Origin of the sequence: Enterobacter sp. PP-008-ECC_S150, from assembly GCF_045257065.1 — a bacterium.
In the GTDB taxonomy this organism is placed as follows: Bacteria; Pseudomonadota; Gammaproteobacteria; order Enterobacterales; family Enterobacteriaceae; genus Enterobacter; species Enterobacter chengduensis.
In genome coordinates, this window is the sequence record NZ_JBJHHG010000022.1 from 1 (window position 1) to 18746 (window position 18746).

An 18746-nucleotide genomic window follows, 5' to 3' on the forward strand; every position below is an offset into this window, starting at 1 on the left:
GGCGGCTTTAGCGCGGTGGTCCCACCTGACCCCATGCCGAACTCAGAAGTGAAACGCCGTAGCGCCGATGGTAGTGTGGGGTCTCCCCATGTGAGAGTAGGGAACTGCCAGGCATCAAATTAAGTAGTAAGCCGGTGCATAAATCCGGTGGTTACAAGCAGTCTTCGGTGGAGCGGTAGTTCAGTCGGTTAGAATACCTGCCTGTCACGCAGGGGGTCGCGGGTTCGAGTCCCGTCCGTTCCGCCACTTATTAAGACATTAAGCCTGCCTAACTGGCAGGCTTAATGGCAAAAAACTTTAGGGGCGTAGCTCAGTTGGTAGAGCACCGGTCTCCAAAACCGGGTGTCGCGAGTTCGAGTCTCTCCGCCCCTGCCATATATAATCCTTTGCTTCGGCAAAGGATTTTTTTTGCCTGAAATACGGCAGAAAACGTTCTTCTTAATTTCAGCCAGCATCCCTGCTGGCCGTTATATCAATCCATTACATTGATTTTTAGAAGATCTTTTATCTGCGATTGCTTATCGCTGTTTTGCAGCCAAATCGCATACAGCGGCCTGGTGAGCGTGGTGGAATCCATCACGGTGTGCAGCCCCGCTTTAGTGTTTGCCCAGCGAACAGGTAGCCAGGTACACCCTTTCAGCAAGGGTAGCTGCTGGCAGGCGATCTCTGCAGAGCTGGTCGTTAGTTGCGGAACATCATCTGGCGCAATCAATCCCGTCTCGTGCTGCTGGAAATCCGGCCCCCATTCCAGCCGTAAATAGGTCAGGTCTGCCTTCATCATCGAAGGTTCAGAGGCATAAAGCGCCAGGCCAAACTGACCCACAATCTGGCTGCTAAATTCGTCCATCTTGGGGGCTTCAGTTGTGATCAACAGATCAAGCTGGCGCTCATGAAGTTGCTTAACCAGCGACTGCCGCTGTGCAATTCTCGCTTCGAATTGCAGGTGCCCATGGGAATGATACAGCCGGGTAAGCCACTGACTTAGCATGCATTCCCACAGAGAAGCGCTGGCACCTATCGAGAACTCATTGTGCCTCGAGGTATGTGCTACCTCTTTACGTGCTGCCTGCCAGGTATTCATGAGCGTTTCTGCGTAAGGCAGCAGTTTCTCACCCGCCGGCGTTAAGCGAATATTGTTGCGATGGCGGGTAAAAAGATTCACACCCAGTTGATTCTCCAGCTGTCGAATACGAAAACTGACCGCTGACTGCGTCAGGTAAAGGGCTTCAGCTGCTCGCCCAAAGTGGCGCGTTCTGCTCACTTCAAGGAAAGTTTTAAGCAATTCCGTATCCACATCTTTCTCCGCAAAATTATTTGTCGTTATGATTTAAATGTTTTGTTTTACACTCTGTCAAGCGTAACTAATACTCCGCGCCATAAATAGCTCGGCCAAAGAATTAGGAGCGTGTAGGATGGCGGAAAGCTTTACGACGACTAATCGTTTTTTCGACAATAAACATTATCCGCGCGGGTTCTCTCGTCACGGCGATTTCACCATCAAAGAAGCTCAACTGCTTGAGCGCCATGGTTATGCCTTTAACGAGCTGGATCTGGGTAAGCGTGAACCTGCTACCGAAGACGAAAAACAGTTTGTTTCTGTTTGCCGTGGTGAGCGTGAGCCGGAGTCTGAAGCGGAACGTGTATGGATCAAGTACATGGCACGCATTAAGCGTCCAAAGCGCTTCCATACCCTGTCTGGCGGCAAGCCGCAGATGGAAGGTGCAGAAGACTACACCGAGTCTGATGACTAAAATGAAGAGAAGGGGCTACGGCCCCTTTTTTATGCCAGTAGTTTCTGCAAATGCAGCAGCAAACGATCGATGGCTCGGTAGCTCAGCGCCTCCTGCAGGTGTTTCCTCTCAATGTCAGTACATCCCTCCACGTCAGCAATGGTTCTGGCCACTTTTAGCAAACGCTGCCACGCACGTATAGACAGCCCAAAGCGCGTTAACGTCTCCTCAAGCCATACTGCATCCTCACTGTTAAGTGACCAAAACTGCCGGATCCCAGTATTATCCAGCCGCGCATTCAGCTTGTCCTGACGAGCGTATTGCCGCATCTGGGCAGCCATCACCCGCTCGCGTACCACTGCTGAGCTCTCCCCCGTTATGCCCGTTTGCCTGAGCAGGCCCGGCGGAGGAAGCGGGATTTCGAGGGATAAATCGAAGCGATCGAGGAACGGTCCGGAAAGCTTTCCCAGATAGCGCAACGTTTGTTCTGGCGTACAGCGGTTATGGTTGCCCTGGTAATGCCCCGTCGGGCTGGGATTCATCGCCGCGACCAGCTGAAACTGCGCGGGATAGCTTATTTTGGCGCGCGTGCGTGAGATATGTATCTCGCCGGATTCAATGGGCTCCCTCAGTGCATCCAGCACGCGGCGCTCAAACTCTGGCAGCTCATCGAGAAACAGAATGCCATGGTGTGCCAGCGAGATCTCTCCCGGCCCGGGGATAGACCCTCCGCCGACCATCGCCGTCAGTGAAGCGCTGTGATGTGGGGAACGAAAAGGGCGACGTCGCCACTGTTTTTGCAACGACGTAGAACCGATCAGGCTGTATATGGCGGCGCTTTCCAGCGCTTCACGATTATTGAGCGGTGGAAGCAACCCGCTCAACCTGCTTGCCAGCATGGTTTTACCCGTACCCGGCGGACCAATCAGCAGAAGATTGTGTCCACCTGCAGCCGTAATCTCCAGCGCCCTTTTCCCTTGCTCCTGCCCCATAATCTCGCGGAGATCCTCCGGAGCATCCGCGATAACATCATCACATTCCTCCGGCTCGGACAGTTCATGTCGCCCCTCGAGCCAGGCACACACTTCCTGTAAATGCCCCGCGACGAGACACCCTTTCTCGGCAATAAGACTCACTTCTAATGCGTTTTCATTGGCCACAATGATTTGCCGCCCTGCTCGTATGGCCTCCAGCGCGCCCGAGATCGCACCGGGAACGCCTCTTAACGCGCCTGTAAGCGCGAGTTCGCCAACGAACTCATACGAGCCTAGCCGTGTCGTATTAAGCTGCTCAGAAGCCGCGAGAAGGGCAATTGCGATAGGTAAATCGTATCGTCCCCCCTCTTTAGGAAGATCGGCGGGGGCAAGGTTGATAGTGATCTTCTTCGCGGGGAAGGTATAACCGCTATTTATTATTGCGCTGCGAACGCGATCCCTGGCCTCTTTTACCGTTGTTTCTGGCAACCCGACGAGCGTGAGTCCAGGCAGGCCATTACTTAAGTGAACCTCGACGGAAATCAGCGGTGCCTTCACCCCGAGCGCCGCACGCGTATAAACAACTGACAGTGACATTTGCACTACCTCCTGGTGTGACTATGCCAGCGCCTTTTTTGCCTGTTTAGCGTCATTTAGCGAATTTACGCTGCCTGTTCAGAGATTTTTAGCGCTTACTGCAACCCTTGCATAACCGTGGAAGCCTCCTCGCATACTGTAAAAAGTGCCGTTTTGTCGGTTAGAACTGCAGCAAAAAAATGAAAAAAATTCATTATCTATTTTCCGTATATAAAACAACGGTTTTAAGAAAAATGATTTGCGGGCTAATCAAATCCGTCATAAATAAATCTTGTGTTTAATTTAAAAACTGTGATACCTCTTTAGGTATTCCTTCGAACAAGATGCAAAAAGAACTGAAAATGACAGCCCTTCTACGAGTGATTAGCCTGGTCGTGATTAGCGTGGTGGTGATTATTATCCCACCGTGCGGGGCTGCACTTGGACGAGGAAAGGCTTAGAAATCAAGCCTTAACGAACTAAGACCCCCGCACCGAAAGGTCCGGGGGTTTTTTTATGACTAAAAAACGTAAATGAGGAGCAGAGAATGACGACTAGCACAAAATTCTGTTTCTCCCGATTTATGACGGGGAACTAACTATGAATGGGGCACAGTGGGTAGTACATGCGTTGCGCGCGCAGGGAGTCGAAACCGTATTCGGTTATCCGGGTGGCGCAATTATGCCGATTTACGATGCACTGTATGACGGCGGCGTGGAACATCTCTTGTGCCGACACGAGCAGGGCGCAGCGATGGCGGCCATTGGCTATGCCCGTGCGACCGGTAAAACCGGCGTGTGCATGGCGACGTCAGGCCCGGGCGCAACCAACCTGATCACCGGCCTGGCTGATGCGCTGCTGGACTCTGTTCCTGTTGTCGCCATCACCGGGCAGGTGGCATCTCCCTTCATCGGTACCGACGCCTTCCAGGAAGTGGACGTCCTCGGTTTATCGCTGGCCTGCACCAAACACAGCTTCCTCGTCCAGTCTCTGGAAGAGCTGCCGCGCGTGATGGCAGAAGCGTTCGACGTGGCAAGCTCCGGTCGTCCTGGTCCGGTTCTGGTCGATATCCCGAAAGATATCCAGGTGGCATTTGGCGATCTGGAACCGCACTTCTCTACCGTTGAAAACGACAATGCGTTCCCGCATGCAGAGGTTGAAGAGGCCCGTCAGATGCTGGCGCAGGCGAAACAGCCGATGCTGTACGTCGGCGGTGGCGTAGGCATGGCGCAGGCCGTTCCCGCCCTGCGCGAATTTATCGCAACTACCCAGATGCCAGCGACCTGCACGCTGAAAGGTCTCGGCGCTGTCGAGGCGGATTATCCCTACTATCTGGGCATGCTGGGGATGCACGGCACCAAAGCGGCAAACCTGGCGGTGCAGGCATGCGATCTGCTCATCGCCGTCGGCGCCCGTTTTGACGACCGCGTCACCGGCAAGCTGAATACCTTTGCGCCGAACGCTAAAGTTATTCATATGGATATCGATCCGGCGGAGATGAACAAGCTGCGTCAGGCGCACGTTGCGCTGCAGGGCGATCTCAACGCGCTGTTACCGGCATTGCAGCAGCCGCTGGACATCAGCGCATGGCGTCAGCACACCGCAGAGATGCGCACCGAGCACGCCTGGCGCTACGATCATCCTGGAGATGCTATCTACGCGCCGCTGCTGTTGAAGCAGCTGTCCGACCGTAAACCGGCAGATAGCGTCGTCACTACCGACGTCGGTCAGCACCAGATGTGGTCCGCGCAGCACATGACCTACACCCGCCCGGAAAACTTCATCACCTCCAGCGGGTTAGGGACGATGGGCTTTGGTCTGCCGGCAGCCGTTGGCGCGCAGGTTGCCCGACCGAACGATACCGTTATCTGTATCTCCGGTGACGGCTCCTTCATGATGAATGTCCAGGAGCTCGGCACCGTTAAGCGCAAGCAGTTGCCGCTGAAAATCGTCTTGCTCGACAACCAGCGCTTAGGGATGGTCCGCCAGTGGCAACAGCTGTTCTTCCAGGAGCGTTACAGCGAAACAACGCTCACCGATAACCCCGATTTCCTCACCCTGGCCAGCGCCTTTGGCATTCCTGGCCAGCACATCACCCGTAAAGATCAGGTTGAAGCGGCGCTCGACACCATGCTGAACAGCGATGGGCCTTACCTGCTTCATGTCTCAATCGATGAACTCGAGAACGTCTGGCCATTGGTACCGCCAGGTGCCAGTAACTCACAAATGATGGAGAAATTATCATGATGCAGCATCAGGTCGCCGTACAGGCTCGCTTCAACCCGGAAACCTTAGAACGCGTTTTGCGCGTGGTGCGTCATCGTGGTTTTCAGATTTGCTCTATGAATATGGAGACGGGCACCGACGCGCAGAACATCAGTATCGAATTAACCGTTGCCAGCCCGCGGCCGGTCGACTTACTGTTTAGTCAGTTATCAAAGCTGGTAGACGTTGCCCATGTTGCCATCTGCCAGAGCACAACCACATCACAACAAATCCGCGCTTAAGCGTGACAGGATGAAAAAATGACGACAAAAAAAGCTGATTACATTTGGTTCAACGGTGAGATGGTTCGCTGGGAGGACGCGAAGGTCCACGTGATGTCCCACGCGCTGCACTACGGTACCTCCGTCTTTGAAGGCATCCGCTGCTACGATTCTCACAAAGGGCCAGTGGTGTTCCGCCATCGCGAACACATGCAGCGTCTGCATGACTCAGCCAAAATTTATCGTTTCCCGGTTTCCCAAAGCGTCGACGAGCTGATGGAAGCCTGTCGCGACGTGATTCGCAAGAACAACCTGACCAGCGCCTACATCCGTCCGCTGGTGTTCGTAGGTGATGTCGGTATGGGCGTGAACCCGCCAGCCGGTTACAACACCGATGTGATCATTGCCGCGTTCCCGTGGGGGGCTTATCTCGGGGCTGAAGCCCTGGAGCAGGGGATCGACGCCATGGTCTCTTCCTGGAACCGCGTGGCGCCAAACACCATTCCGACCGCGGCGAAAGCGGGCGGTAACTATCTTTCTTCCCTGCTGGTCGGGAGCGAAGCGCGCCGTCACGGCTACCAGGAAGGTATTGCCCTGGACGTGAATGGCTACATCTCCGAAGGTGCGGGCGAAAACCTGTTTGAAGTGAAAGACGGCATCCTGTTCACGCCGCCGTTCACCTCGTCCGCGCTGCCGGGCATTACCCGTGACGCCATCATCAAGCTGGCGAAAGATCTCGGTATCGAAGTCCGCGAGCAGGTGCTGTCCCGCGAATCCCTGTATTTGGCCGATGAAGTCTTCATGTCCGGCACCGCGGCTGAAATTACGCCGGTGCGCAGCGTAGACGGTATCCAGGTGGGCGAAGGCCGCTGTGGCCCGGTCACCAAACGCATTCAGCAAGCGTTCTTTGGCCTCTTCACCGGCGAAACAGAAGATAAATACGGCTGGTTGGATCAGGTTAATCACTAAATATAAATTTGGGACGGCACGCACCGTCCCATGAAACAGTCAGACGGGAGTCAATAAAGCATGCCTAAGTATCGTTCAGCCACTACTACCCACGGCCGTAACATGGCGGGTGCCCGCGCATTGTGGCGCGCCACCGGGATGACCGACGCCGATTTCGGCAAACCGATTATCGCCGTGGTGAACTCCTTCACCCAGTTCGTGCCGGGCCACGTACACCTGCGCGATCTCGGCAAACTGGTTGCCGAGCAAATCGAAGCCTCCGGCGGCGTGGCGAAAGAGTTCAACACCATTGCGGTGGATGACGGTATCGCGATGGGGCACGGGGGCATGCTCTATTCACTGCCGTCGCGCGAGCTGATCGCCGACTCGGTGGAGTACATGGTCAACGCCCACTGCGCCGATGCGATGGTCTGTATCTCCAACTGCGACAAAATCACCCCGGGGATGCTGATGGCCTCCCTGCGCCTCAATATTCCGGTGATCTTCGTCTCCGGTGGGCCGATGGAAGCGGGGAAAACCAAGCTCTCCGACAAAATCATCAAGCTTGATCTGGTCGATGCGATGATCCAGGGCGCGGACCCGAAAGTCTCTGACGAGCAGAGCGACCAGGTGGAACGCTCCGCGTGTCCGACCTGCGGCTCCTGTTCCGGCATGTTCACGGCGAACTCCATGAACTGCCTGACCGAAGCGCTGGGCCTGTCGCAGCCGGGCAACGGTTCCCTGCTGGCGACCCACGCCGACCGCAAGCAGCTGTTCCTCAACGCCGGTAAGCGCATCGTTGAGCTCACCAAGCGCTACTACGAGCAGGACGACGCCAGCGCGCTGCCGCGCAGCATCGCCAGCAAAGCCGCGTTCGAAAACGCCATGACCCTGGATATCGCCATGGGCGGCTCCACTAACACCGTTCTGCACCTGCTGGCCGCCGCGCAGGAAGCCGAAATCGACTTCACCATGAGCGATATCGACAGGCTGTCCCGCAAGGTCCCGCAGCTGTGTAAGGTCGCGCCAAGCACCCAGAAGTATCATATGGAAGACGTACACCGCGCGGGCGGGGTGCTGGGCATTCTGGGCGAGCTGGATCGCGCCGGGCTGCTGAACCGTGACGTGAAAAACGTGCTCGGCCTGACGCTGCCGGAGTCGCTGGACCAGTACGACGTCATGCTGACCAAAGACGACGCGGTGAAAAAAATGTTCCGCGCGGGTCCTGCCGGGATCCGTACCACCCAGGCGTTCTCGCAGGACTGTCGCTGGGACACGCTGGACGATGACCGCGCCGAAGGCTGCATCCGCTCGCTTGAACATGCCTACAGCAAAGACGGCGGTCTGGCCGTGCTGTACGGTAACTTCGCGGAAAACGGCTGCATCGTGAAAACAGCAGGCGTGGACGACAGCATCCTGAAATTCACCGGCCCGGCGAAAGTGTACGAAAGCCAGGACGAAGCGGTGGAGGCGATTCTCGGTGGCAAAGTGGTGGAAGGCGACGTGGTTGTCATTCGCTATGAAGGTCCAAAAGGCGGCCCGGGCATGCAGGAGATGCTCTACCCAACCACCTTCCTGAAGTCTATGGGGCTCGGCAAAGCCTGTGCGCTGATCACCGACGGCCGTTTCTCCGGCGGTACGTCAGGTCTCTCTATCGGTCACGTTTCGCCGGAAGCGGCAAGCGGCGGCAACATCGCCATCATTGAAGACGGTGACCTGATTGAAATCGATATCCCGAACCGCGGCATTCAGCTCAAGCTGAGCGACCAGGAAATTGCGGCCCGTCGCGAGGCGCAGGAAGCGCGCGGCGACAAAGCCTGGACGCCGAAAGTCCGCCAGCGTGAAGTCACCTTCGCCCTGCGCGCCTACGCGAGCCTTGCCACCAGTGCAGATAAAGGCGCGGTGCGCGATAAATCGAAACTGGGGGGCTAATGATGGCCGAGTCACAACCCTTATCCGCCGCCCCAGAGGGGGCGGAATATCTGAGAGCGGTGCTGCGCGCGCCGGTCTATGAAGCGGCGCAGGTGACGCCGCTGCAGAAAATGGAAAAGCTCTCGTCGCGTCTCGACAACGTCATTCTGGTGAAGCGCGAAGACCGCCAGCCGGTGCACAGCTTTAAGCTGCGCGGCGCCTACGCGATGATGGCCGGGCTGACCGAGGAACAAAAAGCGCGCGGCGTCATTACCGCGTCGGCGGGTAACCACGCCCAGGGCGTGGCGTTCTCCTCGGCCCGTCTGGGGCTGAAAGCGCTGATCGTGATGCCGGTTGCTACCGCAGACATTAAAGTCGACGCGGTGCGCGGTTTCGGCGGTGAAGTGCTGCTCCACGGGGCTAACTTTGACGAAGCCAAAGCCAAAGCGATCGAGCTGGCGCAGCAGCAGGGCTTCACCTGGGTGCCGCCGTTCGATCACCCGATGGTTATTGCCGGTCAGGGCACGCTGGCGCTGGAACTGCTGCAGCAGGATGCCCATCTCGACCGCGTCTTCGTCCCGGTGGGCGGCGGCGGGCTGGCGGCGGGCGTGGCGGTGCTGATCAAACAGCTGATGCCGCAGATCAAAGTCATCGCGGTGGAAGCGGAAGACTCTGCCTGCCTGAAAGCGGCGCTGGAAGCCGGACATCCGGTGGATCTGCCCCGCGTTGGGCTGTTTGCCGAAGGCGTGGCGGTAAAACGCATCGGGGATGAAACCTTCCGTCTCTGCCAGGAATATCTCGACGATATCGTCACGGTGGATAGCGACGCTATCTGCGCGGCGATGAAAGATCTGTTCGAAGACGTGCGTGCGGTGGCGGAACCGTCCGGCGCGCTGGCGCTGGCGGGGATGAAAAAATACGTCGCCCAGCACAATATTCGCGGCGAGCGTCTGGCGCACGTGCTGTCTGGCGCCAACGTGAACTTCCACGGCCTGCGCTACGTGTCCGAGCGCTGCGAGCTGGGGGAACAGCGTGAGGCGCTGCTGGCGGTGACGATTCCGGAAGAGAAGGGCAGCTTCCTGAAGTTCTGTCAGCTGCTGGGCGGCCGTTCGGTGACGGAGTTTAACTACCGTTTTGCCGATGCCAAAGACGCCTGTATTTTTGTCGGCGTGCGCCTGAGCCGCGGCGTGGAGGAGCGTAAAGAGATCCTGAACCTCCTGCACGAAGGCGGCTACAGCGTGGTCGATCTTTCTGACGATGAGATGGCGAAACTACACGTGCGCTATATGGTCGGCGGACGTCCCTCGAAGCCGCTCAGGGAACGTTTGTTCAGCTTTGAGTTTCCGGAATCGCCGGGCGCGCTGCTCAAGTTCCTGCACACGCTGGGCACGCACTGGAACATCTCCCTGTTCCACTACCGCAGCCACGGCACCGACTACGGCCGCGTGCTGGCGGCGTTCGAGCTGGGCGAGCACGAGCCGGATTTCGAAACGCGGCTGAACGAGCTTGGCTATGAGTGTCACGACGAAACCCACAACCCGGCGTTTCGTTTTTTCCTCGCAGGTTAAGCGGATCGTAGGTCGGGTAGGCGCAGCGCCACCCGACTTCAATGATTGGGCAATATCTTCCAGAACGCGTCGATAAGCGGCTCATGCAGCCGCTTTTTTTGTGCGCACACGCCAAGTTCGAACGGCGTTTTCTCATCGCTGCGATCCAGAATCATCACGCGATTGCGCACCGGCTCCGGGCTGTTATCCAGCACTACCTCCGGCAGTAGCGCCACGCCGCAGCCGAGCGCCACCATCGACACCATCGCCTCATGGCCGCTGACCGTGGCGTAAATCGACGGGTTACTGATTTTCTGGCGGCGGAACCACAGCTCGATACGACGGCGCACCGGTCCCTGGTCGGCCATGATAAACGGCACCGTGGACCAGTCCGGTTTTTCCACCGACACCTGGTTACGCACCGGGCAGGGCAGCGCCGGGGCGATCAGCACCACCGCCAGATTCTCCAGCATCGAGAACGCTACCGCGCCCGGCAGGGTTTCTGGCTTCCCGGCAATGGCGAGATCCGCTTCGCCCGTCACCACTTTTTCCATTGCGTCGGAGGCGTCGCCGGTGGTGAGCTTAATTTCAACCGACGGATGCGCCGCGCGGAAACGGTCAAGAATGGGCGGCAAATGGCTATAGGCGGCGGTCACGGAGCAGAAAATATGCAGCTCGCCGGAAAGTGACGGCCCCTGCTGGTCAATCGAGTGCCGCAGCTGCTGGTACTGCAAAAGCGTCTGCTGGGCAAAAATGCGCAGCTCTTCACCCGCTTCCGTGAGGGTGACGGTGCGGTTATCGCGGACGAACAGCGGCTGGCCGAGATCTTCCTCAAGGCGCTGGATCTGGCGTGAAAGCGTGGAGGGGCTAACGTGCATCGCCCGGGCGCTGCGGCCAAAATGACGGCTTTCCGCCAGGTGAAGAAACATTTTCAGATCGCGTAAATCCACCGATTTCACTCCCTCTTTTTACATTGCAAAAATTGCAACATGACGTTGTGAATATATCAATTTCCGCAATAAATTTCCTGTCATATAGTAAGTTCATTCTCGCATATGCGAACCGAACAATAAGACACACAACATCACGAGGTATCACCCATGGCTAACTACTTTAATACACTGAACTTGCGCCAGCAGCTGGCGCAGCTGGGCAAATGCCGCTTCATGGCGCGCGATGAATTTGCCGATGGCGCAAGCTACCTTCAGGGTAAAAAAGTGGTCATCGTCGGCTGTGGCGCACAGGGTCTGAACCAGGGCCTGAACATGCGTGACTCCGGTCTGGATATCTCCTACGCCCTGCGCAAAGAAGCGATTGCCGAGAAGCGTGCTTCCTGGCGCAAAGCGACCGAAAACGGCTTCAAAGTGGGTACTTACGAAGAGCTGATCCCGCAGGCGGATCTGGTGGTTAACCTGACCCCGGACAAGCAGCACTCAGACGTTGTGCGTTCCGTACAGCCGCTGATGAAAGACGGCGCGGCGCTGGGTTACTCCCACGGCTTCAACATCGTTGAAGTGGGCGAGCAGATCCGTAAAGACATCACCGTGGTGATGGTGGCACCGAAGTGCCCGGGTACCGAAGTGCGCGAAGAGTACAAGCGTGGCTTCGGCGTGCCGACCCTGATCGCGGTTCACCCGGAAAACGATCCGAAAGGTGAAGGCATGGCGATTGCCAAAGCATGGGCAGCGGCGACCGGCGGCCACCGCGCGGGCGTTCTGGAATCCTCCTTCGTTGCCGAAGTGAAATCTGACCTGATGGGTGAGCAGACTATCCTCTGCGGTATGCTGCAGGCCGGTTCTCTGCTGTGCTTCGACAAGCTGGTGGAAGAAGGCACCGACCCGGCCTACGCGGAAAAACTGATTCAGTTCGGCTGGGAAACCATCACCGAAGCGCTGAAGCAGGGCGGTATTACGCTGATGATGGACCGTCTGTCCAACCCGGCAAAACTGCGTGCTTACGCGCTGTCCGAACAGCTGAAAACCATTATGGCGCCGCTGTTCCAGAAACACATGGACGACATCATCTCCGGCGAGTTCTCTTCCGGGATGATGGCGGACTGGGCAAACGACGACAAGAAACTGCTGACCTGGCGTGAAGAGACCGGTAAAACCGCGTTCGAAACCGCGCCACAGTATGAAGGTAAAATCGGCGAGCAGGAGTACTTCGATAAGGGCGTACTGATGATCGCCATGGTGAAGGCAGGCGTTGAGCTGGCGTTCGAAACCATGGTGGATTCCGGCATCATCGAAGAGTCCGCGTACTATGAATCTCTGCACGAGCTGCCGCTGATCGCGAACACCATCGCCCGTAAGCGTCTGTACGAAATGAACGTGGTGATCTCTGATACCGCAGAATACGGTAACTACCTGTTCTCTTACGCCTGCGTACCGTTGCTGAAAGAGTTTATGACCACGCTGCAGACGGGCGATCTGGGCAAAGCGATTGCGGAAGGTGCGGTGGATAACGCGCAGCTGCGCGATGTGAATGAAGCGATTCGCAGCCATCAGATTGAGAAAGTGGGTCACAAACTGCGTGGCTACATGACCGATATGAAGCGTATCGCGGTAGCGGGCTAAAAACCTTGTCGGGTGGCGTTTCGCTTACCCGACCTACAATACCGTAAGATGTAGGCCGGGTAAGGCGCAGCCGCCACCCGGCTTTTTTATTTGCGGTACAGAACCTTGATAACGTGGTAGCCGAACTGCGTGTGCAGCGGGCCGGTTGGCTCCAGCACCGGGCAGGAGAAGACCACTTTATCGAACGCCGGGACCATCTGACCCTGGCGGAATTCACCCAGATCCCCGCCGCGTTTGCCTGACGGACAGATAGAGTGTTTCTTCGCCAGCTTGCCGAAGTCGGCGCCGTTTTTGATCTGCTCCAGAAGATCCAGAGCCAGTTTCTCTTCTTTAACAAGGATATGCAGTGCTGCTGCTGTTTTTGCCATGATCGTGCCTTGAGTGGTATGGATTAGGCTCGCTATACTACCACGCTGTTATTCTCCCCTCCTGACTTTCATTGAGTGATCATTTATGCGTTTAAACCCCGGACAACAACAAGCCGTCGAATTTGTCACTGGACCCTGTCTGGTGCTGGCGGGCGCGGGATCCGGTAAAACGCGCGTGATCACCAACAAGATTGCCCACCTGATCCGCGGCTGTGGCTATCAGGCCCGGCACATTGCGGCAGTGACGTTTACCAACAAAGCGGCGCGCGAGATGAAAGAGCGCGTCGGCCAGACGCTGGGGCGCAAAGAGGCGCGCGGGCTGATGATCTCCACCTTCCACACGCTGGGGCTGGATATCATTAAGCGCGAGTACGCCGCGCTGGGAATGAAGTCCAACTTCTCGCTCTTCGACGACACCGATCAGGTGGCGTTGCTCAAAGAGCTCACCGAGGGGCTGATCGAAGATGACAAGGTGCTGCTGCAGCAGCTGATCTCGACGATCTCGAACTGGAAAAACGATCTGATGACCCCGGCTCAGGCCGCGGCGATCGCCAAAGGCGAACGGGATCGGATCTTCGCCCACTGCTATGGCCTGTACGACGCGCACATGAAAGCGTGCAACGTGCTGGACTTCGACGACCTGATCCTGCTGCCCACGCTGCTTTTACAGCGCAATGAAGAAGTGCGCGAGCGCTGGCAGAATAAAATTCGCTACCTGCTGGTGGATGAATATCAGGACACCAACACCAGCCAGTACGAGCTGGTGAAGCTGCTGGTGGGGCAGCGCGCGCGTTTCACCGTGGTAGGCGATGACGATCAGTCGATCTACTCCTGGCGCGGCGCGCGTCCGCAAAACCTGGTGCTGCTGAGCAAAGACTTCCCGGCGCTGCAGGTGATTAAGCTGGAGCAGAACTATCGCTCTTCCGGGCGTATTCTGAAGGCAGCCAACATCCTGATTGCCAATAACCCGCACGTGTTTGAGAAGCGTCTCTTCTCCGAGCTGGGCTACGGGACGGAGCTGAAAGTGCTCAGCGCCAACAACGAAGAGCATGAAGCGGAGCGCGTGACGGGCGAACTCATCGCCCATCACTTCGTCAACAAAACCGAATATAAGGATTACGCGATCCTCTATCGCGGCAATCATCAGTCGCGCGTCTTTGAAAAAATGCTGATGCAGAACCGCATTCCTTACAAAATCTCGGGCGGCACGTCGTTCTTCTCACGGCCAGAAATTAAAGATCTGCTGGCCTACCTGCGCGTGCTTACTAACCCGGATGACGACAGCGCGTTTCTGCGCATCGTGAATACGCCAAAACGCGAGATTGGCCCGGCGACGCTGCAAAAGCTGGGCGAGTGGGCGATGACCCGCAATAAAAGCCTGTTTACCGCCAGCTTTGATATGGGCCTGAGCCAGACGCTGACGGGGCGCGGGTACGATAATCTCACCCGCTTCACCCACTGGCTTGGCGAAGTGCAGCGTCTCGCGGAGCGCGAGCCGGTGGCGGCGGTGCGCGATCTTATCCACGGTATTGATTACGAATCCTGGCTATACGAAACCTCCGCCAGCCCGAAAGCGGCTGAGATGCGGATGAAAAACGTTAACCAGCTCTTTAGCTGGATGACCGAAATGCTGGAAGGCTCGGAAATCGACGAGCCGATGACCCTGACCCAGGTGGTCACCCGCTTTACCCTGCGCGACATGATGGAGCGCGGCGAGAGCGAAGAGGAAGCCGATCAGGTGCAGCTGATGACGCTGCACGCGTCGAAAGGTCTGGAGTTCCCGTATGTCTATCTGGTCGGCATGGAAGAGGGGTTATTGCCGCACCAGAGCAGCATTGATGAAGACAACGTCGACGAGGAGCGCCGCCTGGCCTACGTGGGGATCACCCGTGCGCAGAAAGAGTTGACCTTCACGCTGTGCAAAGAGCGCCGCCAGTACGGTGAGCTGGTCCGCCCGGAGCCGAGCCGTTTCCTGCTGGAACTGCCGCAGGATGACCTGATTTGGGAGCAGGAGCGCAAAGTGATTACCGCTGAAGAGCGGATGCACAAGGGCCAGGCTAACGTGGCGAATATCCGCGCCATGCTGGCAAAAGCCAAAGAGAAAGGATGAGTCCGAAAGGCTTGTAGGCCGGGTAAGCGTAGCGCCACCCGGCATTTTTCACGATCTTACTTCACTTCCAGCACCCAGTGCACATAGCTCTGCCACTGGCACTCCTGCTCGATCATCTCTGCCCCTAACGGGTGACGATCGATCCAGTTCTCCGGCAGCGTCAGCGAAAGCGTCTCTTCATTCGCCACCAGATTAATGGCAGGCAGCAGATCGTCGCGGCGACGGCTGGCAAACAGAATCGCCAGACGCAGCAGGCGGCACAGATGCTCGGCCACGCGCGGCGGTACGGCGTTTTGCTGATGCAGAGAGGAGAGATCGACGGCATTGGTCTGGTTCAGCAGCAGCGTTGCCAGCAATTTTTTCTGCGCGGGGGTATAGCCCGGCAGATCGAGATTTCGTACCAGATACGCTGCATGAGCCGGCGCCTGCTTAAAATCAATGCTTAGCCCCACTTCATGTAGCGCGCAGGCGCTCAGCAGCAGATCCCGGCTCAGATTATCAAGATCCCAGACGTTAGCGACCCGATCGGCGAAGCGTGATGCCAGCTGCGATACGCGTCCTGCCTGATCGATATCAACCAGAAAACGACGCTGCACGTTGCGCAGGGTACGGCTGCGGATATCCTGATCGACCGACAGATGCAACATCCCGTAGACCAGACCTTCGCGCAGCGCGCCGCCGGCCAGGGTCATGCACTGGATATTCAGCTCGGTGAAAATGGCGATAAGAATAGCCAGCCCGCTCGGGAAGACCAGGGCGCGTTCCAGCGTCAGGCCTTCAATTTCCAGCTCTTCCAGTCGTCCGCACTGGATGGCGCGCTGTTTCAGCTGCTGAAGTTTGACAAGCGTGATCCGCTCGTCCATTCCCTGCGCCATCATGATTTCCTGCAGAGCCTGCACGGTACCCGAGGCGCCCACGCAGACTTTCCAGCCGTGATAGCGCAGCTCGTCCATCACCGGACGCAACACGTCGCGCGCGGCGTTTTCCGCCTCGTCGAAGTTTTCTTTACCCAGATTACGATCGGTAAAGTAGCGCTCCAGCCAGGTTACGCAACCCATTGAAAGGCTAAACAGCGACGTTGCCTGCGCGCCGGTGCCGGTCACAAGCTCGGTACTGGCACCGCCGATGTCCACCACCAGACGGCGATCGTCACCCCCTGTGGTGTGTGCAACACCCTGATAAATCAGGCGAGCCTCTTCTTCACCGCTGATAACCTGTACCGGACAACCCAGAATTTCCTGCGCTTTGGCAATAAAATCCACGGCGTTAACCGCCAGGCGGAGCGTGGCTGTAGCCACCACGGTGATTTGGGCATGCGGGATATCCTGCAGACGCTCGGCAAAGAGTCGCAGACACTGCCAGCCACGTTCCATGGCTTCAGGTGAGAGGTGATTGTCGCTGCTCAGGCCCGCCGCGAGGCGGACCTTGCGCTTAATGCGCGTCAGCGTTTGTATGCTTCCCGCCACCTCGCGCACAACCAGCATATGAAAACTATTCGAACCGAGATCAATTGCCGCATAAAGCGAGGTGGAGCTAAGCATATTTTTTTAACCTGAACGACGACGATTACGCGGTGCGCCGCCTGAACGACGCGGACCATTGCCGGAGCGTGGGCGGGTAAGACGCTTAGGCGGCGGCAGTTCGCTTAACAGCGCTTCCGGATTATATTTGCTCTGCGGAATCGAGTGACCGATATACGTCTCGATGGCCGGAAGATTCAGCGCATACTCTTCACACGCAAGGCTAATTGAGTGACCGCTTGCGCCCGCACGACCGGTACGACCGATACGGTGTACGTAGTCTTCACAGTCGTCTGGCAGATCGTAGTTAAAGACGTGCGTCACGGCTGGAATGTGTAAACCACGTGCCGCCACGTCGGTTGCGACCAGAATATCAAGATCGCCACGGGTAAATTCGTCGAGGATGCGCAGGCGTTTTTTCTGCGCCACGTCGCCGGTCAGCAGGCCAACACGGTGACCGTCCGCAGCCAGATGGCCCCAGATCTCTTCACAGCGGTGTTTGGTGTTTGCGAAGATAATGGCGCGGTCCGGCCACTCTTCTTCGATCAGCGTTTGTAGCAGACGCATTTTCTCTTCATTAGAAGGATAGAAGAGCTCTTCTTTAATGCGGTGACCCGTTTTCTGCTCAGGCTCCACTTCCACGTATTCGGCGTTATTCATCTGTTCAAACGCCAGTTCACGCACGCGATAAGAGAGGGTGGCAGAGAACAGCATGTTCAGACGCTGATTGGCCGGCGGCATGCGGCGGAACAGCCAGCGGATATCTTTAATGAAGCCCAGATCGTACATGCGGTCGGCTTCATCAAGCACCACAACCTGGATTGCACCGAGGTTAATGTGGTTCTGTTTGGCGTAATCGATAAGACGGCCGGTGGTACCGATCAGGATATCCACGCCGCTTTCCAGCACTTTCAGCTGCTTATCGTAGCCGTCACCGCCATAGGCCAGGCCAAGCTTAAGACCGGTAGCCTGTGCCAGGGGTTCAGCGTCTGCATGGATCTGTACCGCCAGTTCTCGCGTCGGAGCCATAATGAGCGCGCGCGGCTGGTTAACTTTGCGGTCTGCAATCGCTGGGTGAGAAAGTAAATAATGAAACGTTGACGTCAAAAACGCCATCGTTTTGCCGGTACCGGTTTGCGCCTGCCCTGCAACATCGCGACCAGCCAGCGTCAGCGGCAGCGCGAGGGCCTGAATGGGCGTGCAGTTATGAAACCCTTTAGTTTCAAGGGCTTCGATCACTTTTGGGTGCAGGGCGAAGTCGGAAAACTTCTGTTCTGTTAAATGTGTTTTGCTCATAGTGTGGTAGAATATCAGCTTACTATTGCTTTACGAAAGCGTATCCGGTGAAATAAAGTCAACCTTTAGTTGGTTAATGCGACATCAACACGTCGTTGGTGGAGACAAAACCAACGTACCAGGCTTATTCCTGTGGAGTTATATATGAGCGATAAAATTATTCACCTGACTGACGACAGTTTTGACACGGACGTACTTAAGGCTGACGGGCTGATCCTCGTCGATTTCTGGGCTGAATGGTGTGGTCCTTGCAAAATGATCGCCCCGATTCTGGATGAGATCGCTGACGAATATCAGGGCAAACTGACCGTTGCCAAGCTGAACATCGACCAGAACCCGGGCACTGCACCAAAATACGGTATCCGTGGCATCCCGACCCTGCTGCTGTTCAAAAACGGCGAAGTGGCCGCGACCAAAGTGGGCGCGCTGTCCAAAGGTCAACTGAAAGAGTTCCTGGACGCTAACCTGGCGTAAGGTTTCTCCGCTGCGCGTTCAGAGCTCCCGGCTAAATGATGTGGAACTCTGGACGCCCGGCTGAAGTCGTGCTAAGTTAGCTATGACTTCGTTTTAAACATATCTTGTTGTTTGAATCTTGTTTTACCCGATACTTCCCGTTGTTGACATGAACAGTGCGTGAAGTGGCTAAATTCCGGGCTTGTCACTCAAATCCGTCTTGTCGTTTCAGTTCTGCGTTCTTTCCCTGT

The 18746-nt window shown here is 56.8% G+C and carries 17 protein-coding genes, 2 tRNA genes and 1 rRNA gene; 14 read left to right on the forward strand and 6 right to left on the reverse strand.

All coding sequences use genetic code 11. The annotated features are described in order from the left end of the window. The 3 genes from rrf to ACJBF3_RS20635 form a co-directional block, all read left to right on the forward strand. Nucleotides 1–113, forward strand: a 5S ribosomal RNA gene (gene rrf / locus ACJBF3_RS20625); the annotation flags it as partial. Nucleotides 114–169: 56 nt separating this feature from the next. Continuing rightward, nucleotides 170–246: transfer RNA gene (locus ACJBF3_RS20630), tRNA-Asp, on the forward strand. A 53-nt stretch (nt 247–299) separates the two neighbouring features. Then, a tRNA-Trp gene (locus tag ACJBF3_RS20635) sits at nt 300–375 on the forward strand. Between the two features lie 97 nt (nt 376–472). Here the strand turns inward: ACJBF3_RS20635 and hdfR are convergent. Beyond that, a complete protein-coding gene (gene hdfR, locus ACJBF3_RS20640) occupies nt 473–1294 on the reverse strand; it encodes an HTH-type transcriptional regulator HdfR (RefSeq protein WP_045330345.1) in 822 nt (273 codons plus the stop codon). 118 nt (nt 1295–1412) lie between these two features. Between hdfR and ACJBF3_RS20645 the strand changes: the two genes are divergently transcribed. Continuing rightward, the gene (locus tag ACJBF3_RS20645; protein ID WP_023309658.1) at nt 1413–1751 is read left to right on the forward strand and encodes a DUF413 domain-containing protein; all 339 of its coding nucleotides are present in this window, start codon (nt 1413–1415) and stop codon (nt 1749–1751) included. 29 nt (nt 1752–1780) lie between these two features. Here the strand turns inward: ACJBF3_RS20645 and ACJBF3_RS20650 are convergent, their stop codons facing one another. Further along, nucleotides 1781–3301, reverse strand: coding sequence for a YifB family Mg chelatase-like AAA ATPase (locus tag ACJBF3_RS20650; RefSeq protein WP_045330343.1), 1521 nt, complete (start codon nt 3299–3301; stop codon nt 1781–1783). Between the two features lie 341 nt (nt 3302–3642). Here ACJBF3_RS20650 and ilvL point away from each other — a divergent pair, with 341 nt between their 5' ends. From ilvL to ilvA, 7 genes are all read left to right on the forward strand, one after another. Beyond that, nucleotides 3643–3741 carry an ilv operon leader peptide gene (ilvL, locus tag ACJBF3_RS20655; protein ID WP_001311244.1) on the forward strand — a complete coding sequence of 33 codons (99 nt, stop codon included), beginning with the start codon at nt 3643–3645 and terminating at the stop codon, nt 3739–3741. An 86-nt stretch (nt 3742–3827) separates the two neighbouring features. After that, complete coding sequence (gene ilvX, locus ACJBF3_RS20660; RefSeq protein ID WP_166792073.1) at nt 3828–3878, forward strand: peptide IlvX; 51 nt, start codon at nt 3828–3830, stop codon at nt 3876–3878. A gap of 2 nt (nt 3879–3880) precedes the next feature. Beyond that, the gene (gene ilvG, locus ACJBF3_RS20665) at nt 3881–5527 is read left to right on the forward strand and encodes an acetolactate synthase 2 catalytic subunit (RefSeq protein ID WP_045330339.1); all 1647 of its coding nucleotides are present in this window, start codon (nt 3881–3883) and stop codon (nt 5525–5527) included. After that, nucleotides 5524–5787: an acetolactate synthase 2 small subunit gene (gene ilvM / locus ACJBF3_RS20670; RefSeq protein WP_045330336.1), complete on the forward strand. Its 264-nt coding sequence runs from the start codon at nt 5524–5526 to the stop codon at nt 5785–5787. The genes ilvG and ilvM overlap by 4 nt, the downstream gene beginning before the upstream one ends. 18 nt (nt 5788–5805) lie before the next feature. Continuing rightward, on the forward strand, nt 5806–6735 hold the full coding sequence (gene ilvE / locus ACJBF3_RS20675) for a branched-chain-amino-acid transaminase (RefSeq protein ID WP_023326297.1): 930 nt from the start codon (nt 5806–5808) through the stop codon (nt 6733–6735). A 60-nt stretch (nt 6736–6795) separates the two neighbouring features. After that, nucleotides 6796–8646, forward strand: coding sequence for a dihydroxy-acid dehydratase (gene ilvD / locus ACJBF3_RS20680; RefSeq protein ID WP_045330334.1), 1851 nt, complete (start codon nt 6796–6798; stop codon nt 8644–8646). Between the two features lie 2 nt (nt 8647–8648). After that, nucleotides 8649–10193: a threonine ammonia-lyase, biosynthetic gene (gene ilvA / locus ACJBF3_RS20685; protein ID WP_088475394.1), complete on the forward strand. Its 1545-nt coding sequence runs from the start codon at nt 8649–8651 to the stop codon at nt 10191–10193. Between the two features lie 38 nt (nt 10194–10231). Here the strand turns inward: ilvA and ilvY are convergent, their stop codons facing one another. Further along, a complete protein-coding gene (ilvY, locus tag ACJBF3_RS20690) occupies nt 10232–11122 on the reverse strand; it encodes an HTH-type transcriptional activator IlvY (protein WP_045330332.1) in 891 nt (296 codons plus the stop codon). Nucleotides 11123–11272: 150 nt separating this feature from the next. On the opposite strand from ilvY, the gene ilvC reads away from it, so the two are divergent. Beyond that, entirely contained in the window at nt 11273–12748 is a 1476-nt protein-coding gene (gene ilvC / locus ACJBF3_RS20695) for a ketol-acid reductoisomerase (RefSeq protein WP_021242831.1), read from the forward strand. An 86-nt stretch (nt 12749–12834) separates the two neighbouring features. On the opposite strand, the gene ppiC is transcribed toward ilvC, so the two are convergent. Beyond that, nucleotides 12835–13116, reverse strand: coding sequence for a peptidylprolyl isomerase PpiC (gene ppiC, locus ACJBF3_RS20700; protein WP_008501570.1), 282 nt, complete (start codon nt 13114–13116; stop codon nt 12835–12837). An 85-nt stretch (nt 13117–13201) separates the two neighbouring features. Between ppiC and rep the strand changes: the two genes are divergently transcribed. After that, on the forward strand, nt 13202–15226 hold the full coding sequence (rep, locus tag ACJBF3_RS20705; protein ID WP_028014817.1) for a DNA helicase Rep: 2025 nt from the start codon (nt 13202–13204) through the stop codon (nt 15224–15226). A gap of 56 nt (nt 15227–15282) precedes the next feature. Here rep and gppA read toward each other — a convergent pair whose 3' ends face one another. Together gppA and rhlB are read right to left on the reverse strand one after the other, a co-directional pair. Beyond that, a complete protein-coding gene (gene gppA, locus ACJBF3_RS20710) occupies nt 15283–16767 on the reverse strand; it encodes a guanosine-5'-triphosphate,3'-diphosphate diphosphatase (RefSeq protein ID WP_045330330.1) in 1485 nt (494 codons plus the stop codon). Nucleotides 16768–16773: 6 nt separating this feature from the next. After that, on the reverse strand, nt 16774–18042 hold the full coding sequence (rhlB, locus tag ACJBF3_RS20715; protein ID WP_045330327.1) for an ATP-dependent RNA helicase RhlB: 1269 nt from the start codon (nt 18040–18042) through the stop codon (nt 16774–16776). A gap of 144 nt (nt 18043–18186) precedes the next feature. On the opposite strand from rhlB, the gene trxA reads away from it, so the two are divergent. After that, complete coding sequence (gene trxA, locus ACJBF3_RS20720; RefSeq protein WP_006179218.1) at nt 18187–18516, forward strand: thioredoxin TrxA; 330 nt, start codon at nt 18187–18189, stop codon at nt 18514–18516. Nucleotides 18517–18746: the final 230 nt, after the last annotated feature.